Annotated in this window: 17 protein-coding genes and 2 pseudogenes; 11 read left to right on the top strand and 8 right to left on the bottom strand. The window is 67.2% G+C overall.

Translation table 11 applies throughout. The features are described 5' to 3' along the window. Positions 1-121 precede the first annotated feature (121 nt). The 6 genes from ACIRQ9_RS35120 to ACIRQ9_RS35095 all read left to right on the top strand — a co-directional run bounded on the left by ACIRQ9_RS35120 (position 122) and on the right by ACIRQ9_RS35095 (position 5184). On the top strand, positions 122-448 hold the full coding sequence (locus ACIRQ9_RS35120; RefSeq protein ID WP_404183015.1) for a GNAT family N-acetyltransferase: 327 nt from the start codon (positions 122-124) through the stop codon (positions 446-448). Between the two features lie 226 nt (positions 449-674). Then, positions 675-1538 carry an SDR family NAD(P)-dependent oxidoreductase gene (locus ACIRQ9_RS35115; RefSeq protein WP_404183012.1) on the top strand — a complete coding sequence of 288 codons (864 nt, stop codon included), beginning with the start codon at positions 675-677 and terminating at the stop codon, positions 1536-1538. Between the two features lie 93 nt (positions 1539-1631). Beyond that, positions 1632-2291 carry a hemerythrin domain-containing protein gene (locus ACIRQ9_RS35110; RefSeq protein ID WP_404183009.1) on the top strand — a complete coding sequence of 220 codons (660 nt, stop codon included), beginning with the start codon at positions 1632-1634 and terminating at the stop codon, positions 2289-2291. Positions 2292-2959: 668 nt separating this feature from the next. Further along, on the top strand, positions 2960-3598 hold the full coding sequence (locus tag ACIRQ9_RS35105) for an RNA polymerase sigma factor (protein ID WP_404183006.1): 639 nt from the start codon (positions 2960-2962) through the stop codon (positions 3596-3598). Continuing rightward, entirely contained in the window at positions 3595-4656 is a 1062-nt protein-coding gene (locus ACIRQ9_RS35100; protein ID WP_404183003.1) for a CU044_5270 family protein, read from the top strand. The genes ACIRQ9_RS35105 and ACIRQ9_RS35100 overlap by 4 nt, the downstream gene beginning before the upstream one ends. A 393-nt stretch (positions 4657-5049) precedes the next feature. Beyond that, complete coding sequence (locus ACIRQ9_RS35095) at positions 5050-5184, top strand: hypothetical protein (RefSeq protein WP_404183000.1); 135 nt, start codon at positions 5050-5052, stop codon at positions 5182-5184. Positions 5185-5720: 536 nt separating this feature from the next. Here ACIRQ9_RS35095 and ACIRQ9_RS35090 read toward each other — a convergent pair. The 4 genes and pseudogenes from ACIRQ9_RS35090 to ACIRQ9_RS35075 form a co-directional block, all read right to left on the bottom strand. Further along, on the bottom strand, positions 5721-6527 hold the full coding sequence (locus tag ACIRQ9_RS35090) for a DUF6461 domain-containing protein (protein ID WP_404182997.1): 807 nt from the start codon (positions 6525-6527) through the stop codon (positions 5721-5723). Between the two features lie 237 nt (positions 6528-6764). Then, a complete protein-coding gene (locus ACIRQ9_RS35085) occupies positions 6765-7145 on the bottom strand; it encodes a winged helix-turn-helix domain-containing protein (RefSeq protein ID WP_404182994.1) in 381 nt (126 codons plus the stop codon). A 122-nt stretch (positions 7146-7267) separates the two neighbouring features. Continuing rightward, positions 7268-7729, bottom strand: coding sequence for a pyridoxamine 5'-phosphate oxidase family protein (locus tag ACIRQ9_RS35080; protein WP_404182991.1), 462 nt, complete (start codon positions 7727-7729; stop codon positions 7268-7270). Between the two features lie 135 nt (positions 7730-7864). Beyond that, positions 7865-9091: pseudogene (locus ACIRQ9_RS35075) on the bottom strand (IS701 family transposase). An 84-nt stretch (positions 9092-9175) separates the two neighbouring features. On the opposite strand from ACIRQ9_RS35075, the gene ACIRQ9_RS35070 reads away from it, so the two are divergent. Further along, positions 9176-9508 (top strand): type II toxin-antitoxin system PemK/MazF family toxin, encoded by a 333-nt coding sequence (locus ACIRQ9_RS35070; RefSeq protein WP_404183025.1) that lies wholly within the window; start codon positions 9176-9178, stop codon positions 9506-9508. Positions 9509-9714: 206 nt separating this feature from the next. Here ACIRQ9_RS35070 and ACIRQ9_RS35065 read toward each other — a convergent pair whose 3' ends face one another. Beyond that, entirely contained in the window at positions 9715-10167 is a 453-nt protein-coding gene (locus ACIRQ9_RS35065) for a muconolactone Delta-isomerase (RefSeq protein WP_404182988.1), read from the bottom strand. A 421-nt stretch (positions 10168-10588) separates the two neighbouring features. Here ACIRQ9_RS35065 and ACIRQ9_RS35060 point away from each other — a divergent pair, with 421 nt between their 5' ends. Beyond that, complete coding sequence (locus ACIRQ9_RS35060; protein WP_404182985.1) at positions 10589-12550, top strand: N-acetylmuramoyl-L-alanine amidase; 1962 nt, start codon at positions 10589-10591, stop codon at positions 12548-12550. Positions 12551-12845: 295 nt separating this feature from the next. On the opposite strand, the gene ACIRQ9_RS35055 is transcribed toward ACIRQ9_RS35060, so the two are convergent. From ACIRQ9_RS35055 to ACIRQ9_RS35045, 3 genes are all read right to left on the bottom strand, one after another. Continuing rightward, complete coding sequence (locus ACIRQ9_RS35055; protein ID WP_404182982.1) at positions 12846-14417, bottom strand: helix-turn-helix transcriptional regulator; 1572 nt, start codon at positions 14415-14417, stop codon at positions 12846-12848. Between the two features lie 214 nt (positions 14418-14631). Next, the gene (locus ACIRQ9_RS35050) at positions 14632-14937 is read right to left on the bottom strand and encodes a hypothetical protein (protein WP_404182979.1); all 306 of its coding nucleotides are present in this window, start codon (positions 14935-14937) and stop codon (positions 14632-14634) included. A 400-nt stretch (positions 14938-15337) separates the two neighbouring features. Further along, entirely contained in the window at positions 15338-16054 is a 717-nt protein-coding gene (locus ACIRQ9_RS35045) for a TetR/AcrR family transcriptional regulator (RefSeq protein ID WP_404182977.1), read from the bottom strand. A 178-nt stretch (positions 16055-16232) separates the two neighbouring features. Between ACIRQ9_RS35045 and ACIRQ9_RS35040 the strand changes: the two genes are divergently transcribed. The 3 genes and pseudogenes from ACIRQ9_RS35040 to ACIRQ9_RS35030 all read left to right on the top strand — a co-directional run. Then, the gene (locus ACIRQ9_RS35040; protein ID WP_404182974.1) at positions 16233-17669 is read left to right on the top strand and encodes an MFS transporter; all 1437 of its coding nucleotides are present in this window, start codon (positions 16233-16235) and stop codon (positions 17667-17669) included. 271 nt (positions 17670-17940) lie between these two features. Beyond that, positions 17941-19146, top strand: a complete 1206-nt coding sequence (locus tag ACIRQ9_RS35035; protein ID WP_404182971.1) for an epoxide hydrolase family protein — start codon at positions 17941-17943, stop codon at positions 19144-19146. Positions 19147-19234: 88 nt separating this feature from the next. Further along, positions 19235-19426, top strand: a pseudogene (locus tag ACIRQ9_RS35030) (hypothetical protein); the annotation flags it as partial. Between the last annotated feature and the right edge of the window lie 119 nt (positions 19427-19545).

Here is a 19545-nt window from a genome sequence, read left to right as displayed (position 1 = left end):
ACCCTCGACCACCACCAAGAACGTCATAGCGAGGGTCTACCAGACGCCCGTGACATAGCGCCGATCGGCCGTCGTCTGAAGTTGGAATGGGCTCAGTAAGTCGATGGGCCTCGCCCCAGGCATGGAATCACACCTCGCCCGCATTGAGGCGCAGCGTGCCGACAACGCGGACATTGTCCGGCTCGCCGCAGTCCTCGACGATCAGGTGGTCGGGACGACGACAGTCATCACTGCCCACGGCATCTCCGGGATCTTCATCGTCCACGTTGCCGAGAACCACCGCAGGCGCGGGGTCGGGTGGGCGCTGTCGACGGCCGCCCTGCGGATCGGACGGGAACGTGGAACGGATTTCGCCGCCCTCATTGCAAGCCCGACCGGCGAACCCATGTACCGGCGTATTGGCTTCACTACTGTGTCCCAGTACCGCCTGTTCTCAATGTCCACGTGAATCCGACTTTCGGCTTGAACGCCAACGATCTCTGTGAGGCGAGGCGCCGAGTTGCCACGTTCAGGTCTTCTGAGATCGACCTGGCGAAGTCCTCGGCGACGTCGAGACTCAAGGGACACGCATCCATGAGAGATAGGCAATTATGCAATCACCGATAGCACCTGTTCATTCTGTTCCCAGTCGTATGCGGCCCCCGCGCCGGAACCGTTCGCTCGATCCGGCCGCCGTGCCGGTGGAGCAGCTCAACCTGGCCGGACGCAGGCTGACCGTCGTCGGAGGTACGAACGGTCTTGGCCGAGCACTCGCCAACGAGGCACTCCGGCGAGGCGCTCGTGTCACGGTCGTCGGCCGCACTCTGCGCGACGCCGCATCCGCACGCTTCACGTTCCTCGCAGCGGATCTTTCCTCAATGCGCGAGGCGGTCCGTGTCGGTCGGGAGCTTGAGGTCGAGAACAACGATGTCCTGCTGCTGACCACAGGCGTCTTCGCCTCAAAGACCCGCACGGAAACCCCCGAGGGCGTTGAGCGGGACATGGCCATCAGCTACCTCAGCCGGCTGGCCATCGTCCGCGAAACCGCTACGCGTCTCGGCACCGACCGTGTCGACCAGTCCAGCGCGGCCAGGGTGTTCGTCATGGGCTCACCCGGCTGGGGCGAGCTGGGACGGGTTGCCGACCTCAACTCCGAGCGGCATTACACGGCCATGGCAGCGCACGGCAACACCCTCGCGGGCAACGAGGCGCTCGTCATCGCCGGCCACCAGCGGTTTCCCGGCCCCGCCTACTTCGGACTGGCCCCCGGCGTCATCCGCACGGGGATCCGTGCGGATCTGCTCGGGGAGGGCAGCGCCGTACACCGCGGGACCGAGGCCCTCATCGGACTTCTCGCGCAGACTCCGGAGGCGTACGCGCGCCGACTGCTCCCCGTCCTGTTCGCCTCCGGCCTCGAGGGCCGCAGCGGCGAGATGTTCGGTTATCGGGGGAACGCCATCCAGCCGTCCAAGGGCTTCGACCTGGACTACGCGAATCTCTTCCTCGCGGAGTCAGAAGCCCTGCTCGATCGTGCGCTGGGCGCCGGCAGCGCGCACTGAATCCCTGCAACCCCTGTCCTCCGTAGTAGTTCCTTCCCTGTTCCGTCCGATTCCCTGCACGAGGTACAGATGACACCGGCAACTTCTGAGCCGATGGCCGACATACGTGACATGTATATGGCCCACCGCATGTTCCGTCGCGAGTTTCGCCTGCTGCCGCAACTGGTTCGTGACGTCGACCCCGGTGATAGCCGGCGGGCAGCGGTGGTCGCGGACCACGCCGCCAAGATCAGCGCGATTTTGCACGGGCACCACGAGGGAGAGGACGCGGTCGTGTGGCCCCGTCTGATGGAACGTGGTGGCGATCGAAGTGCGGCCATCGTGCCAACAATGCGGCAGCAGCACGAAGGACTCGATGAGGCACTCAAGGCCGTCGATGACGGGTTCAGGGCATGGCGGTCGTCGGCGCAGGGCGGTGCGAACCTGGCCGCTGATATCGAGGTGCTGGTCAGCCGACTGATCGAGCACATGGCCCTGGAGGAGAAGGAGGTCCTGCCCCTGGCGGAGGAGCACATCACCGCCGCGGAGTGGGCTCTCTTCGGCGAGCACGCCATGCGGTCCATACCGAAGAAGGACCTGCCGCTGGGCTTCGGTCTGGTGATGTATGAGGGCGATCCCGAGGTGATCAAGAAGGTACTGTCCCATGCGCCGCTCGCTGCTCGGCTGCTGATGCCCCTGATCGGCCCCCGCCTGTTCGCTTCACACGCGCGGCGCGTACACGGCACAGCAACCCCGCCTCAACTGGGTGCTTGAGACGCCATCCGCTTTCCGAACGTGATCGTTCGGTTTGGGGCGGGTGGGCATGAACTCCGGTCGGCCGCAGGAGAGAGGGGCGTGGGCAGTTCGCTTGTCGCGCTCGTGAAGGTGGCTGGTGCCGTCGGTGATTGGTTTGCTGGAGGCTCGAGGGAAGAGCGTCCGGCAACAGGTCGCGCGGTTGCGGGAGGAGGCCGAGTCGCGGAGCCGTTGCCGGAGTGCGGTGGCGGCGTCGCCGATCCCACGGCGGGACGAGGGCCCTCGCCGGCAGTCCGCGCGATCGCCCCATCCGGCCGGCCACGCAAACGGATACTCCAGGGAGATCCCCTCTCCGCCGCTTCCTTCACGGCTGCGGCTTCGGCTGCGGCTGCGGCTGCGGCTGCGGCAGGCACTTCACCACCGTCCGGACGATGCGGACCCCAGCCGAGGGTTCCCGCCGGACGTCCGTGAGGGGGGAAGTGAGCACGTGACCACGAGAGATACGTGACCGCTGCGGCGCAGATCACCCATTCCCTGCGCTGAAGGTCCATTACCTCGCGGCACCCTTGGACGGCTCCAGGGGCATGACAGGTCAGAGCGGGCATCGCGGTCCTCGCCCTGCCGATCGACCGCCCTCAGCTGTGACACGGCTCACGGGAACCGGGGCGCCTTTCCGAACAGGTCATTGCGTGAACGTATCTCTACGATCCCGGCTCCGGGCAGGCGACCCGAACGCGTTCCGGGAACTGTTCCAGGAACTCGCCCAAGCGGTGCACCGCCACGCCATGCGGGCCACCAATGACTGGTCGACCGCCGAGGAAATCGTGTCGCTGACGTTCCTTGAGGTGTGGCGGCTGCGGGAGAAACTGGATCCCACCGACGACAGTGTCCGCCCGTGGGTGTACGGCATCGCGACGAACCTGCTGCGCAACCGTAGCCGCGCCATGCGTCGCCACAAGGACGCCATGGAACGCATGCCCGCACTCGACGCCGTGCCCGACTTCTCCGACGAGGTCGCCGAGCGCCTGGACGCGGACCACAGACTCACCGCCGTCAAAGCCGCCGTCACCCGGCTGCGCAAGAACGAACGGGACGTCTTCCTGCTCTGTGTGTGGTCCGACCTCAGCTACTCCGAGACGGCCGACGCGCTCGACATCGCGGTGGGCACCGTCCGCTCCAGGCTGGCACGCGCCCGCAAGCGGCTGCACCAGCTCACCGAGGAGGAAATGGAAAAACAGAGAAGAGCCGTGGAACCACTCGTTGTCCGCGAACAGATACGGGGTGACCGCGCTACCGCGGTCCGGTCGACACAGGAGACAGTCCGATGAACGCCTTCCCGCAGCGGGGTGAAGAGACCGAACGCCAGGCCATGGCAGATCAGTTTCCGGCCACCGCGACGCACGGCCTCTCCTCCGCCCGTACGGCACTACTCGAGGAACACCTGATGCGTGAGATCACTCGTACCGACTCGGCTCCCGTAGCCGTGGCCCCCCGCCGCCCCCGCTGGGCCATGGTGGCCGTACCGGTGGCCGTCGCCGCCGTGGCGACCGCCGTGGTGCTGAACGTCTCCGGCTCCACCACCCCCGCCGCGCCGTCCTCCGTCGCCCTCTCTCCTGTGGTGAAGGTGCTGCCTGCCTCGGCCCAGGGGACCTCCGAGCTGATGCGGCAGGTCGCCGTCGCCGCCGTCAAGGGCAAGCGCCTGACGGTCCGGGCCGACCAGTACGTCTACGTGAAGAGCGAGGTCGGCTTCAGCCGTCAGATCCATGAGCGCACGATGGACGGCCCGATCAAGCTGGACGCCGTGCACGAGCGCCAGGTCTGGCTCCCGGAAGACCCCGCCCGCCCCGGACTTATCCGCGAAGGCGGTCAGGACGAGAAGCTCGGCGGTGGCACCGCGAAGGTCAGCATCGACGGCGGCGCACCGACTGCCCCTGGTGCCGACAACACGACGTACGCGCAGCTGGCAGCGCTGCCCACCGACCCCGACGTCCTGCTGAAGAAGATCTACGCAATCACCGAGGGTCGCGCCCCCGGCCGTGACGCCGCCGCGTTCGACTGGGTCGGCGAGACGATCGGCGAGGCGATCGTCCGGCCGAAGGTGGAGGCGGCCATCTGGCTGGCCGCCGGCAAGATCCCCGGCGTGGAGGTCGTGCACAACGCCGTCGACGCCGCGGGCCGGCACGGCGACGCCCTGGCGTTCGAGTCCCTCAACGAACGCACCGAGTACATCTTCGACAAGACCACGCACGCCTACCTCGGTGAGCGCAGTTACCTGGTCAAGGACAGCACGGCGGGCAAGGCGGGCCAGCTGACCGGAATCTCCGCGGTGCTCGGCCGGGGTGTGGCCGACAAGATCGGCGAGGTGCCGTCCGGCGGCAACGCGTGACACTGGGAACCCTGTGACCGAAGTGCCCCTCCGTCTCGCGGAACGGGCGCGCGCCCGCGGCCGGACGGTGAACGCCGTCCGGGCGCGGGCGCCACGCGTTGCTCGTCGGGCGCGTGCTCGGCGGGTCGCAACCCGGGGACAACGGTCGGTTGTTGCCGTTACCGCCGCCGTGTTCGGCAGGAGCGCGGCCATGCCTCCCCGCCGAACTGGTAACGGTGCGGTCCGACTTCGGGTCGTCGCGCGGGAAACGGCCCGGCCGAGCGAGCGGTGTGATCACCGTCACGGGAACCCAATCTTCCTCGCGGACAGGTCATTACAGAGGCCACCGCGCGGATGCCACCGGCAGACCGGGGATTCCGAGCGGTGACGTACGACTACACGAAGAGGCACACTGTGCGGACCCATCCCCTCGTCATGGCCATCACCGAGCAGCGCATCCCCCCGGTCGCGGTGTACGCCGTCGCCGCGTTCGTCTTCGCCGCCCTCGTGGTCGGTGGCATCCTCCTGGTGGGACGCCGCCGGCGATAGGGTGATCGGCGCATCACCGGTTCCGGAACCGGTGATGCCCGCGACCTCGGCACTCCCCCGCCAATGCGCCTCTTGAAGTGACCCCTTGATGTTCGACACTTCCGTTTTCGCCGCGCGGTCGAGTCGCTGTCGCTACTGAACTTGAATGCGTGTTGTCGGAGCGCGACTCGCCTCGCCTCGTGTAGATGACGAAGGGGAGCCGGACGTTGTCCCAGACCAGCACGATCGGGTCACCGAGCTGGACGCGCGCTCGGACGATCAGGTCGCGGAAGTCCCGCCGGCCGAATCCCTTCGGCTGGTCCTTGCGCCCGGTGTACTCGCGGACGGCATAGAACAGCCGGGATCGCTCGCCGGAGTTGTAGCACGTCATGCCTGCCATCGAGATTCGGCCGGAACCACGACCGCGCAAACGGTCCATAACGCAACAGACTGGATGAACTTCGTCAAACGCAACTGGACCGACTACATCGCCACTCGCCGAAACGGCGGCTAATCACCCAGCTCACGCTCTCGGCTCAGGCGTAGCGCACTGCAGGTCAGGGAGTGGGTGATGAAGGCTCGCGGTTGATAGCCGGTCCTGTGGCCTCGCCTCGAGCGCGGGCAAAAGCGCCCTCGACCTCGTCGCGGGTGACTTCCTTGTAGAGACGTTCCCCGTGAGCGTCGGTGATGTCGATGACGATGCCGGTCCACTCCTCTGCGGGTTCCTCGGGCACAAGCCCGAGTTGGTATTCGGCATCCCGGAGCACTTCCTCCGTCACCCGAACCCCGGTCAGCCGCTCGGCGAGGGCGAAGACCGCCGCCTTGGTGTCGACACGCTCGCCCTTCTCACCCTCGTCGTCCGACAGCGCGAAGCCAACCGCACGCATAACCGAGTTGAGGGCATCGGGAGTGCTGCCAGCCCTGGCCGTGGGCCACTCGAAGGTGGTCCGGAGTTCCCCGTCCTCATACCAATGGAAGAAGTGCATGGGCTTACCTCCATTGCTGGAGTGCACTACAGCGCACCCGCCATCCGACAAGGCCTCCAGAAAGCGCGACTGCATCCCCATGCCCCCGTCTGCGACGTGCAGGATGAGCGTCCAGTCACCACCTTCGCCTGGGACGGTGAATGCTCCCGCGATGAAGGACTCGTCCCAGTAGTCCGTCGGGTCGCCCAGTTCGTCCTGCCGCTCGATCAACGCGTCCGCCCCTGTGCACGTGCCCTGGGGTTCCGCCTCCATCACCTGCAGCACCTCCCTCGGGGCAACGCCCCGCACCAGGGTCAGGGTGTACCCGGTTTCCAGCGCATAGCGGAACAACGGAGAGGAACGTATCCAGGCATAGTCATGTGCAGTCACCGAAGTCATGCGGCACAGTCTGCCTGCTGCCAGTGACAAGGCCGGGAAACAAGCTGGTCACTGTCACAGCCCTCGCACATTCCGCGTCGACCCAGCCGGTGAATCCCTCACCAACCAGTGGCCGGAGTCGTTCACGCGCGCCCAGGACAGCCAGGAATAGCGCACCCACGGAACAAGTGCTCTGCGCCAGTACCCGCACGACCGGCGTGCAGCCGCGGCGATCCCAGATCCTGGCCCGCGGCGGAGTCATCGACTGCCCGGCCTCGTCCTCGAAGACGATCCAGGCCCCGCGCTTCGCCGCGATGCTCTTATTCGCGGCCACGTCTCTTTCTTCCACACTTCGACCGGGTCGTCGACATCCTCGATCGCGCGTCGTGCCGGCTGCTGCCACGACCAGCCGTGTCGCTTTAGCAGCTGCCAGGTGCCCTCGACCGTGTAGGAGACGTGGAACAGCCGACCGATCAGCGTCTTGATCCGTGCCAGTGTCCACCGCTGGTCTACCCAGCCGTGGGCCAGCGGGCCGAGTTCCAGCTCCCGTTCCAATCGGGCAATCTGGTCCTTCCTGAGTCTCGGCCGGCCCGGCGATACCTTCGACAGCACTTCAGATTCGCCCTGTGCGTACCTCACGCCCGAGGTCTACCGTACGAGCCGAGCCCTCGTCTTGCCGACGGCCCCGACACCACGCCTCAGGCTTAGTACTCCAGCTGTAGATCGTGATCCGAGAGAGGCGCGTCGGCGGGGGACGGCCGTTATTCCAGCCACATCCCGTCGCGCATGATGGCTCTCCCGCGTAGTTCCGGCTCGCCGCGCCAAGCGCGCACAGTCCTCGGGGCCACACGTACATACAGAAAGGAACCCTCTTCCACGCGTGGATCCCACCCGAACTTGTCGGCGAACGCCTCCGCTGCGCCTCCGGGCGCCTCCTGGTCCGGGAAGCACTCCGCCTCCCCTTGGAGGAGCACCACGTCGAAGGTGTCCGGTAGGGCCAGGCGCACGCGCGGCTCTTCGCGGACGTTCCGCGCAGTCACGGAAGCGGCGCTGGTGCACATCCACACTGCTCGCCCATCCCACAAGAACCACAAAGGCACTTGGTGCGGCCCGTGATCAGGGTGAGCCGTCGACACCCATACATCCCGCTCGGTAACGAGCCGCTCCAGAGCATCGCTTATACGCTCTGCCGTCTGGCGACGAACGATTCCCGTGGTCTCCATGAGGACCGACCCTAGTCAAGCAGGCGCCAAGCGCGCCTGAGGCGCAGGACCTACTCCCAGCGACCGATGAACCCTGCAGCTTTTGGCTCGGAGCGACCAACTTCGGTGCTCAAAGTGGCCAGCCGAAGTGTTCAGTCACACTTGTCGTCGGTAGTGGCTGGTCCGGGATCGGGCCTGGTGGCGGCGTCGCCAGTCGGACCAACCGAGCCGGTGGACGGCGTCGTGGACGGGTTGGACGACGAGCGTGATGAACAGTCGTCGGATCTCGTTGCAGGTGAGCGGTATGAGGGCGTCGGGTGCGGGGTGGCGGGCGTGTTCGTCGGCTCGGACGACGGCGAGGAAGGCGTGGGCGAGCATGGCGAGGGTGACCCAGCGGGACCAGGACGGGTAGCGGCGGACCTGGTGTTCGTCCAGGGCGGCCAGGCCCTTGCCGGACTGGAAGAACTCCTCCACCCGCCACCTTGATCCAGCAACTCGGACCAGGGTGGTCAGCGGCACCGGTGCGGGCGAGTAGCAGCAGTAGTAGGCGAGTTCGCCGGTGCTGCGGTTGCGGCGGATGAGCAACTGGCGGCTCCCGGGCCGGGGATCGACGAGGTCGATGGCGGCCCAGTCGTAGAAGCGGTGGCCCTTGGCTCCATCCCCTGCGGACAGCTTCTGCCACGCCCGCCTGGGCACCTTCTTGGCCAAGGCGTCCACGCGAAACTGCCCAGCGCCGGTGGTGACTTCGTGTGAGCAGGCCACCGCGAGGACGTAGCCGGTGCCGCGTTCCTCCAGCGCGGTTCGCAGCGTCGGGTTGCCTCAGTAGACATCGTCACCCGCAACCCATGCGGCCCGGTGGCCGGCGTCCAGGAACCGGGCGACCATGCGAGCGGCCAACTCCGGCTTGGTCGCGAACCCTGTCTCCTCGCCGAGCCCGGCGGCCCGGCAGCGGTCGGAGTCGGAAGTCCAGGAGCGCGGAACGTACAGTTCCCGGTCCACTGCAGCGTGCCCGCGCTGCCCCGCGTAGACCAGGTAGACGGCAAACTGGGCGTTCTCGATCCTGCCCGCGGTGCCGGTGTACTGGCGCTGCACGCCGACTGTGCCGGTGCCCTTCTTCACGTCGCCGGTCTCGTCGACTACCAGAACCGCCTGGTCGTCGTGCAGGTGCTTCACCACGTAGCCACGCACGTCGTTGCGGACCTGGTCGGCGTCCCACTTTGCCCGCCCGAGCAGGTGCTGCATGCCGTCTGGGGTTCTCTCTCCGGCCCACTCGGCGATGGTCGAGCAGTTCTTGCGCGGCAGGTCCGACAGCAGGCCGAGTACCAACTGCCGGACCCGACGCCGGGGTTCGATCCGCGCGAGCCGGCCTGCGATCCGGCTCATCAGGCCCTCGAACGCCTCCTGCCAGCGGGCAGGGTCTACGCTGTGACCTGCGGCCACTGCGTGATCGTTTGTCTTCACACACCGATGATCAACGGTGGCCGCACCCGTCTCCACAGCGCGTCAGGGTCGCGGCGGCTGGTCGTACTGCTGTCGGTAGACGACGTGTCCGGGATCCGGGCGATGCAGGTCGTCGCTCCGGCGGGCGTCGACATCAGCGGTCTGGGTGTCGAAGTGCAAGTTGGCGCCATGGAAGGACTGCCCTCTGAAGGCGTGCTGCGGTTCGCGTTCCCGCGTCCAGGCTTTACACCTTGCACGTGGCTGACCACCGTGTCCCGGGACGACCTGATCGAGCGGGCGGGCGTCCTGTCCTCCGCGATGCTCAGCGAGATTGAGGATGCCCTCCGTTTCGGCGGATAGGCGAAGGGGTGGACCCCGGCGACAACCGCGAAGCTCGGCGAGATAAGGGACGCCCTCTGTCTCGGCGGCCTCGGGTAGGCGGAGAAGGAACCGACACCCCCGATGGCTTGGCCGATCTCGTCCAGACGATCGACGCTGGCCACCTGTCTCCTCGGCACCCCTCACCATCGAGATCACGAACTACGGCTGGAGTATTAGTAGGGTGTCTATTCACGGAAGTTTCGTTTGCAGTCCTCGACGAAGCTGGAGAACTCGCGTAGCGCCCAGATGATCTCGATGTCGAGATATTCCCTCAGCGGGAGCGTTGCCATGAAGATACGATCCAGCTCGTCTGCGGATTCCGCTTCCAATAGGGCAATGACGCGCCGCTGGCCGGCCACTTTGTACATGTGGACGACATTTACCTTACCGGCGACCTCCTCTTGCTCTCTTACTTGATAATCCCACATTTCATCGAAGCTCAAGCGACCCTCGATGTTCCAGCGCATCTGGACGTAGAAAAGCATGCCGCACACTCCCAGGGCTGTTGCAAGGTTAATTGATCTTGCATGTGTGCTGGTCAGGGTTCCATGACTGGGATGAACGAAGCTTTGTCGGTATCGATGACCTGAAAATTCTTCGATGAGCAACGGAGCTTCGGTGCTTCCTGAGTTTGCCACGTCCTGTCGGTGTCCGGGGTGTGCCGGAGGCGTGTCACTGTCACGAGTCGACCGACATCACGAGTTCAAGTTCAGTACATGGTGGCGTCGCCTTCCTCCAGGCCCTGGAGGAACGCGGCTGGTCCTACGTCATGGCCGTCGACCCAAGGAGATCGCCCGCGCGGCCGTCGGTGGTCCCGTAGGCCAGTAGGGACCCCAAGCCTGCGGGCTGGGTAATTTGGTCAATCCGCGAGGGCAGGGGGGATAGGGATTTATCTCGATGTCGCGAGCGGTTGCCCCTGACACGATGACAGGAGGCTTGGGTGCCTTCCGTAAACGGATCGGTTGCCCCCGTAGCCCAAAATGCGCCATTTCGTAATTTGTGATCCATGAAAGCGGTGGGTACTTGTGTGCCCATCCACTTGACTCGGGGATATTTTGCATGACAAGAGAAATAGCTGTACGTCGACGACGTGCTCTGCGCCAGCGCTCGGGCGTACTGGTGACCGCTGGTCTGCTGGCAGTCGTTGGTGCCGCCGCCGTTCCTTTCACCGCCCAGGCCGGCGTCGAGCACGCCCCGATGGGCTCCGTACGGCAGGAGGATTTCGCTGCCGCGGCGGCGGAGTTCCATGTGCCGTCGCGGGTGTTGCTGGCGGTGGCGTATCAGGAGTCGGCGTGGGACGCGCATGGTGGGCAGCACAGCGCCAGTGGCGGCTATGGTCCGATGCATCTGACGGACGTGACGTCCGCGATGCTGGCCAGCGGTGACGCTGGGGCGGCCGGGCGTTCGGACCTGGCGAAGCTCGCCGCGGATCCCGCGCTGCACACGCTCGAGGCGGCCGCGAAGCTGACGGGCCTCCCGAAGTGGCAGCTGCGCTCGGACGCGGCGGCCAACATCCGCGGTGGCGCGGCCCTGCTGGCCTCGTACCAGAAAGCCACGGCCGGGGGCACCTCCGCCGATCCGGGCGACTGGTACGGGGCGGTGGCGCGTTACAGCCAGTCCGCGCAGCGGCAGGGCGCCCGGGCCTTCGCCGACCGGGTCTTCGCCACCCTGCACCGGGGCGCCGTGCGCACGACGGCGGACGGCCGGCGGGTCACCCTGACCGCCGGCCCTCAGGTCCGGCCCGCCACCGGCCAGTTGGCGAAGCTGCGTCTGGCGTCGTCCGCGGCGACGGACACCGAGTGCCCGGCCACGGTGAACTGCACGTTCGTTCCGGCCGCCTCGTCTAACGGACAGGTGTCCAACCGGCCCGCCAACGGCATCCGGATCGACTCGATCGTCATCCACGACACCGAGTCCTCCTACGCTTCAGCCATCGCCACCTTCCAGGCCCCTGGCGGCAGCGCCTCGCACTATGTGATGCGCTCCGCGGACGGCGCGGTCACCCAGATGGTCCCAACGAAGGACCTTGCCTTCCATGCGGGCAACTACTCAACGAACATGCACTCCATCGGCATCGAGCACGAGGGCTACGCTGCGCACGGCGCGACCTGGTACACCGAGGCCCAGTACGAGGCGACCGCGGAGCTGGTGACCTACCTGGCCGACCGGTTCGGCGTTCCGCTGGACCGCCAGCACATCCTCGGCCACGACAACGTTGCCGGACCGACGTCCGCCACCGTCTCCGGCGCGCACTGGGATCCGGGCCCGTCCTGGGACTGGGAGCACTTCATGGACCTGCTCGGCGCCCCGATCCCAGGCGGGCACGGTGTGGGCGACTGGGGCACCGTGGTGACCATCGCCCCCGGCTTTGCGAATAATCAGCAGACCGTCCAGATCTGCCCTTCCGATGACCCGACCGGCGCCACCGTCGCCTGCACCAAGGTCACCCAGCCGTCGAACTTCGTCTACCTGCGCACCGCTCCCAGCGACACCGCACCGCTCTTCGGCGACCAGGCGATCCACTCCGGCGCGGCCGGGACCGACCGCATCAACGACTGGGGCAGTACCGCCGAGGCCGGGCAGCAGTTCGTCGTCGCCGGCAAGGACGGTGACTGGACCGCGATCTGGTACAGCGGCTCCAAGGTTTGGTTCTACAACCCCGGCGGCGTCAACACCGTCCCCGCGCGTGGCGTGACCATCATCCACAGCGGTCAGACCCCCATCACGCCGCCGGTGAAGGTCTACGGCTCCAGCTATCCCGACGCCGCCGAGTACCCCGCGGGCCTGTCTCCCTCCACTCAGGCCCCACTGAGCATGTACACCATCCCGTCCGGCCAGGCCTACGTCGCCACCGCCCCCGCGGCCGTGACCGACGACTACTTCAAGTCCTCCGGCACCGTCGTCCTCGGCGCCAGGAAGATGTACACGATCCAGTACAACCACCGCACCGCCCTGGTCTACGCCGGCGACGTCTCCGCGACGACTCAGCCGTCGCGGGACGACCGAGGCTCCGGTCACTGAGTAAGTACCGGCAGGGGCGGTCCCGCCAGTCATGGCTTCCGGGACCGCCCCCTGCCCCCGCACGTTCGATGAGGTCTGCCAGGGAAACGACCTCTGTGAGGTGAGACGCCGGGCCGCCATGTTCAGATCTTCCTTGTACGCCTGCCGGCCGCCCGGAGAACCGGAAGGCCGAGAGGCGGCCCAGTCCGGCTTCGTTCCGCAACGCACGCGGACGCCGCCGGTGGGGACCACCTCCACGAGCCGTTTCCACAGATCACGGGGCCGGGCCGCCTGTTGTACACGAACGGATCTGGTGTCACGAGGTGGGAGGCGGGAGGAGTCCGCGCTGGTAGGCGATTGCCGCAGCTTCGGTGCGGCCGGAGGCACCGAGCTTGGCCAGGATGCTGGAAACGTGGTGGCTGGTGGTCTTCTGCGAGATGACCAGCTCTTCCGCGATGCGGCGGTTGCTGTATCCGCGGGCCACCAGGCCCAGTACCTCGGTCTCGCGCGGGGTGAGTCCGTAGGAGGAGAGCCCGTCGGTGCCCGGGCCGGCTCTCTCCTCGCCCTCCGGCCTGGTGGCCGTGGCATGCGCACGGGTCAGCCGGTCGTGCGCCTCCGTGTCGCGTCGTCCTCCGGCGAGGAGAGCATGCCCGTTCCGCGCCTTCTCGGCCGCCGCGACCGTCATGTGCAACGGCTTCGCTCCGTCCTGGGCCGCGTGCCAGTGCTGGGTGAGGCGACCGGTCAGCTCCTCGGTCCTGACGAGTGAGGGGTCGGCTTCCAGCGCCTCGCCGTACTGACGGTTGATCAGGGCTCGTTCACCGGGCAGCAGTGACGCGCTGACCGCTTCCCGCATCAGCGAGTGCCGGAACCGGTAGTCCGTGCCATTCGGTTCGGGAACGAGGATCTGCGCGAGGACCACCGCGCGCAGGGCGTCGATCAACGCGTCCTCGGGAAGGCCCGCCACGGCCTTCAGCAGCGGGTACCCGATCACGGCGCCGCCCTGGGCGGCCGTGCGCACGACCTGCTGGCTGGCCTCCGGCAGCGAGTCCAACCGGGCCAGCAGGCCGTCCCGCAGGTCGTCGAGTCCGGTGCCGACGTGGTCGAGGTGGGCGCGAGCGAGCTCCTCGACGAAGAAGGCGTTGCCGTCGGAGCGGGCGAAGATGTCGTCCACCACGTCCGGGTCCGGCGGGGCCCCGAGGATGCCTGTGAGCTGCCCGGTGACCTCAGCGCGGGAGAACCGGGGCAGGTCCACACGGCGCACCGACCGGAGCCGGTCCAGACTTGCCAGCAGTGGGCGCAGCGGGTGTCCGCGGCGGACCTCGTCGGTCCGGTAGGTCCCCACGATCAGGAGCTTGCCCGTGCGCCGGGTGCGGAACAGGAAGCCCAGCAGATCGCGGGTGAAGGCGTCGGCCCAGTGCAGGTCCTCGATGACCAGCACCAGTGGCTGCTCCAACGCCAGGCGCTCCAGAATGCGGGTGATCAGGGCGAACAACCGTGTCACGTCGTCGTCCCGGGCGGCGAGTGCCGGGACGTCCAGGTCCGGCAGGATCCGCGCCAGCAGCGCCTCCCGGCCGGAACTCGCCGCGAGCACCTCGTCCGGAAAGTGCTGCCACAGCGTCCGCAGAACCTCGGAGAACGGCGCGAAGGGGAAACCGTCACCCCCGAACTCGACGCATCCTCCGACCGCCACCACGGCCGCCCCGGGCTCGACAGCACTCAGCAGTTCCTCGACAAGCCGCGTCTTGCCCACCCCTGCCTCTCCGCGAACGAGCACAGCCTGGGAGTCGCCGCCCCCCGCGGCGCGGGCGGCCTGCACCAACCTGGCCAGCTCGACCTCCCGGCCCACGAAGACGGGGGTGCGTGCCGCGGTGGGGTTCGTCCAGTCCACGCAAGGGTGGTCATGCCGCGTACGCGCCGGGAACTGCGCGAGGCCCGTGCGTGCGCGCCACGATGTCGTGAGAGGCATTTCTGTCCTGTCATCGGCGTACAAGTCGTGCGAAGAGATCCGTACGGGTTTGCGTGCACAGCCGGATTCCACTCACGGCGGGACCGACTGATGGCCACGGAACCCGGGTGCCGGGGCAGCGCCACCGAGGCGTCGGTCAGATGGCGGTCAGCGACGTCCACATTTCCGTGGTGCGGAAGCCGATACCCTGGGGAAATCCCTTTTCCGCCGCTTCCTTCGCGGCTACAGCGGCAAAGTCGGCGACCTCCTCTCCGCTCGGATCCTTCGCCATGCTCATCACCACGTTCAGCGCGGGAATCCGTGTTCGAGTGAGGGCGAGAAGAGTGCCCTGAGGACCGCTACGGCGGGTAGCCCCGGGAACGACGCCCACCAACGTCGCCCTCGCTGCTCCAAAGGCACGCGCGGCCGCATCCGCGCCGTGGCCAAGAGTCTTGAGATCCACAACAGCTCCACTCACAGGGCGTCTTTGACACCCACAGGACGCCGACCAGAGAACAAAGTTCGATACCCGCCAAGTGACGCCCCTCACATGAAGGGCCAACGCCCCGAGGCCGGTGTTCAAGAGTGTCGTGCGGCGGCCGCACGTGTGGCGGCGATGACATGGCAGCAGCAAGAGGACACCCTCGAGGTTTCCGCTACCCGCACGTTCGCGTCGGGCGGTCGCGAAGCGCCTGCTCGACGCACTGGCCGTGCGGGCGTCCCCAGCAGCTTGTGGCGGGCCGTTGCTCAGCTGTCAGATGTGGACGCGTGGACGCATACGCGGCACTCCACAGCTCATCGAGAATTTCTCGACTCACCAGGGCTTTGCGGCGGCCGACAGAATCCGACCTGTCAGTCACGGGTCAAGCGTTGACACCGTCCTCGTGGATCAGGAGCCGCCCCAGCCAATCGCGCAGGAGAGCCCGCTCCGTGTCGCTCAGCACCGCGTCGGCGTCGTCCAGCACGGACAACAGGGCCACTGCCGCAGAAGCAGGTGTCACGGTCTGACCGCTGCCCTCCCGCGGGTGCTGAACGGTCACTGCCGCACGGATCGCGTCACGCACCCGGCTGGACAGCAGCGGATCACGTTCCGTCTCAGGCGTGGTGATCAGCGTCATGATCACTCCCGTACTTGCCGCGAGGATCTCCGCAGCGGCCACGGTGGGGGTCACGGTCAGCAGACCCTGCCGGGCGGCCGGCTCGAGAGCTTTGAGGAGCATCGCCTCCACCTCGCTCACGACGCCGCAGCGCGCTCCGGTGCTCACACGGGCGTAGATGTAGGCGTAGAAAGTCGGATGCTCGACACCGAATCGCACATGGATGTCCCATCCGTCACGGATCGCCTGGAGGGGGTCCGGGGGCGGGTCCTGCGTCGCGTACGAGGACAGGAAGTCACGGAACCCGTGACTGACCACCTCGTCCAGGAGTCGCTGCTTGCTCCCGAAGTGGTGATAGAGGGTGGGCGCCTGCACGCCCGCCAGCTCACAAATGGCACGGGTTGAGACGTCGCCGACCTCGGTCTCCTCCAGCAGTTGGGCTCCCGCCAGCAGGAGGCGATCACGGGCAGAGTTTTTCGACATGCCGCTACATTACACGATGTAGCAGCGCACCATTTTCAGGGCCACCCGGCGCCGACAGGCGTGCCGCACCTCACCAGACCCCTGCGCCGGACACGCCATCCCCTCGGCACCGAATGTGACCACGCTCACCGGCCAAGTGTTTGTATCGACTGCTTGTATCGCCGCTATATTCGGCGCCATGAGTACTACAGAAACGACTTCAGTGGCAGGAAACGCAGCCACATCCGCGAAATTGGGCAGAGCTGCCGCGGGGTTGCTGGCAGTCCTGTGCGCCGCGTTCTTCCTCGACGCACTGGACACCTCGATGGTCGCGGTGGCGCTGCCCACCGTGCAGCAGGCGCTGCACATGTCGATCAGCCAGCTCCAGTGGGTGGTTTCCGGCTACGTTCTGGGCTTCGGCGGGTTTCTCCTGCTGGGCGGCCGTGCGGCTGACCTTCTCGGACGCCGCAGAGTCTTCCTGGTCGCGCTGATCGTGTTCTTTCTGATGTCCGGACTCGGAGGTTTCGCGACCAACGGCACGATGCTGATCGCGAGCCGTTTCCTGAAGGGTGTATCCGCCGGCTTCACCGCGCCGGCGGGCCTGGCGATCATCTTGACGAGCTTCCCTGAGGGACCGGTGCGCAACCGTGCTCTGTCCATCTACTCCTCCACCGGGGCGGCCGGCTTCACCTTCGGTCTGATATCCGGTGGTCTGCTCAGTGAGGTCGGCTGGCGATGGGTGTTCATCATGCCCACCGTCGTCTCGGGGCTGATCCTGCTGGCCGCACCCAGGCTCATTCCCGCTGACGACCGTGGCAGCAGCCGCCGCGGCAGCATGGATCTTCCCGGGGCGGCTGCGATCACCCTCGCCATGCTGCTTCTGGTCTTCACACTCACCGAAGCCCCCGGCGTTGGCTGGGGCGCTCCGCCCACCCTGCTCTCGCTGCTGGCCGTCATCGCCCTGCTGGCTGTCTTCGTGGCCATCGAGCGCCGGCAGCGGTCACCGCTGCTCCCGCTGGGTCTGCTGGCTTCCTGGCCGCGGGTCCGTGCCAATCTTGGCGTGATGGCGTTTGTCGGAGGGTGGGCAGCCGCCCAGTTCATGGCCACCCTCTATATGCAGGAGACCCGCGGCTGGTCCGCCCTGGCCACCGCAGCCGCGTTCTGGCCCTGCGGCGTTCTGGGCTTGTTCGTCGCCCCGCGGATGGAGAAGCTGATCGGCCGCTTCGGGGTCCCCCGCGTCCTTTCCTTCGGCCTCGGGCTCACCGTCGTGGCTTACGGCCTGCTGCTCCCCCTAGGTCTCACCTCCGGCTACTGGCCGGCTCTCTTCCCCACGTTCGCCCTCATCGGCATCGCCTTTGCCGTGTGCTTCAGCACGCTGAGCATCAGCGCCACAGCCGGTGTCGCACCCGAGCGGCAGGGCGTGGCCAGCGGCCTGTTCCAGTCATCGGCCCAGTTCGGCACCGCCCTGCTGGTGGCCATCACCACCGCGGTCAACCAGGCGGTCGCCGGCCCCGGCGCCCATGGCGCCATGCACGGCTACCACGCCGCCCTGCTGGTGCCCTTGATCGCTGCTGCCGCCGTCCTGGTGCTGTCCCTGCCCGCGGCCATCCGGAAGCGGCAACCCGCCCTCGTATAACGCCGCAGCAGGCGAAGGGCCCCCCGCGATCGACTGATCCCTCACCGGCCCACGCACGCGCGGGCCGAGGCCGGCAGCGTCCGGCACCCCTCACGCGACGAGAGCCCCCGTTGGGGCGCGTTGCACCCTCGAGAGAACCTGTGAGATTTCCATGAGTCATGACGCAACGGCCGGCCAGTCCCCCGAGAGCCGGAACGGTAAGTTCACCCGTCGCGGCGTGCTGCGAACGGCAGCGATTGCCGCCGCGGTCGCAGCTCCGCTGCCCTGGACGATGTCGCAGGCGTCGCCCGCGGTGGCGGGCGAGCGAAACCCGGTCGGGCTGGGCAACCCGCGCCCGGCGACCGAGGCCATCACGCCCTTCCGCCTGCACGTTCCCGAGAGCGCGCTGGAAGACCTGAGGTATCGGCTGCGCAACACCCGTTGGCCCGAGCAGGAGCTTGTCAAAGACTGGTCGCAGGGCGCCCCCCTGCACCGCGTCCAGAGGCTCGTGAAGCACTGGGAGACCCAGTACGACTGGCGCCGCCTGGAGCGGCGCCTCAACAGCCTCGGTCAGTACCGCACGAAGATCGACGGGCTCGGCTTCCACTTCCTGCATGTGCGCTCCCCCCACCCGGACGCGACACCGGTCATCCTCACCCACGGATGGCCGGGATCGGTGGTGGAGTTCCTCAAGGTCATCGACCCGCTGACCAACCCGACAGCCCACGGCGGCCGTCCCGAGGACGCCTTCCACGTCGTCATCCCCTCTCTCCCCGGCTACGGCTTCTCCGACAAGCCCACCGAAAACGGCTGGGACGTCATGCGGATCGCCAGGGCATGGTTCGAACTCATGCGTCGCCTGGGCTATGGCCGCTACATCGCCCAGGGCGGCGACTGGGGTGCCAGCGTCACCACGGCCATGGGCAAGCTGTGGCCCAGGGAACTCATCGGAGTCCACCTGAACCTGCCCGTTCTGTTCGACGCCCCGCTGGTGGGCACGCCCACCCCTGAGGAGCAGAAGGTCCTCAAGCAGATCGCGGACTTTCAGGCCAACGGCACCGCCTACAGCGCGGTCCAGCGAACCTCGCCCGAGACCATCGGCACCGCGCTGACGGACTCTCCCGCAGGCCAAGCAGCCTGGATCTACGAGAAGTTCGGCCTCTGGACCGACAGCAACCGCAACCCGGAGAGCGTCCTGTCCTACGACGAGATGCTCGACGACATCATGCTCTACTGGCTTCCGGGCACCGCCACGTCGGCCGGCCGGCTGTACGCGGAGAGCTTCGCCTCCGCCTTCATCCGCCACGAACTCGACCTGCCGGTGGGCGTCACCATCTTCCCGAAGGACATCTTCACCGCGCCCAAGATCTGGGGAGACCGCACCTACCACAACCTCGTCTACTGGAACGAGGCCAAGCACGGCGGCCACTTCGCCGCCTTCGAACAGCCGAAGATCTTCACCGAAGAACTTCGCACCTTCGCCCGCCTCATTCGCTGACCCCGTCACCAACTGCTCGCCCGTCGGGGCCGCCCGGCGGGCAAGGAGCCAGGACGAGCAAGGCACCCGTGGTGACCAGGTCGCTGACATGCCGGCGGGTCATGCCGGTCAGCTCGGGACTGTAAATCGTTCGGGTCTGTTCCGTTGGGTCACGATGCTCATCGTCACCCCTGAGGGTGACCGGCGGTGCACACTCCCGCCGCACCGTCCTGCGCTGGTCGCACTCGTGTACCTGCGTCGCCACGACACCCTCGCCCGTATCGCCGCGGCCTTCGGGATACCCGGCATGAAGTGAGCACAGTAACCGAGGGTGATCAGGGGGCGGGGAGGACCGGCCGGTGGACCGTCACCGCCCGTCCGGCGCACGGGAATCGGGGATTGACGTCACCACATTTACTT

Origin of the sequence: Streptomyces sp. NPDC101237, from assembly GCF_044767465.1 — a bacterium.
Lineage (GTDB): Bacteria > Actinomycetota > Actinomycetes > Streptomycetales > Streptomycetaceae > Streptomyces > Streptomyces gramineus.
The sequence above is the reverse complement of the archived record's forward strand: the minus strand, read 5'-3'. Positions and strand labels throughout refer to the sequence as shown.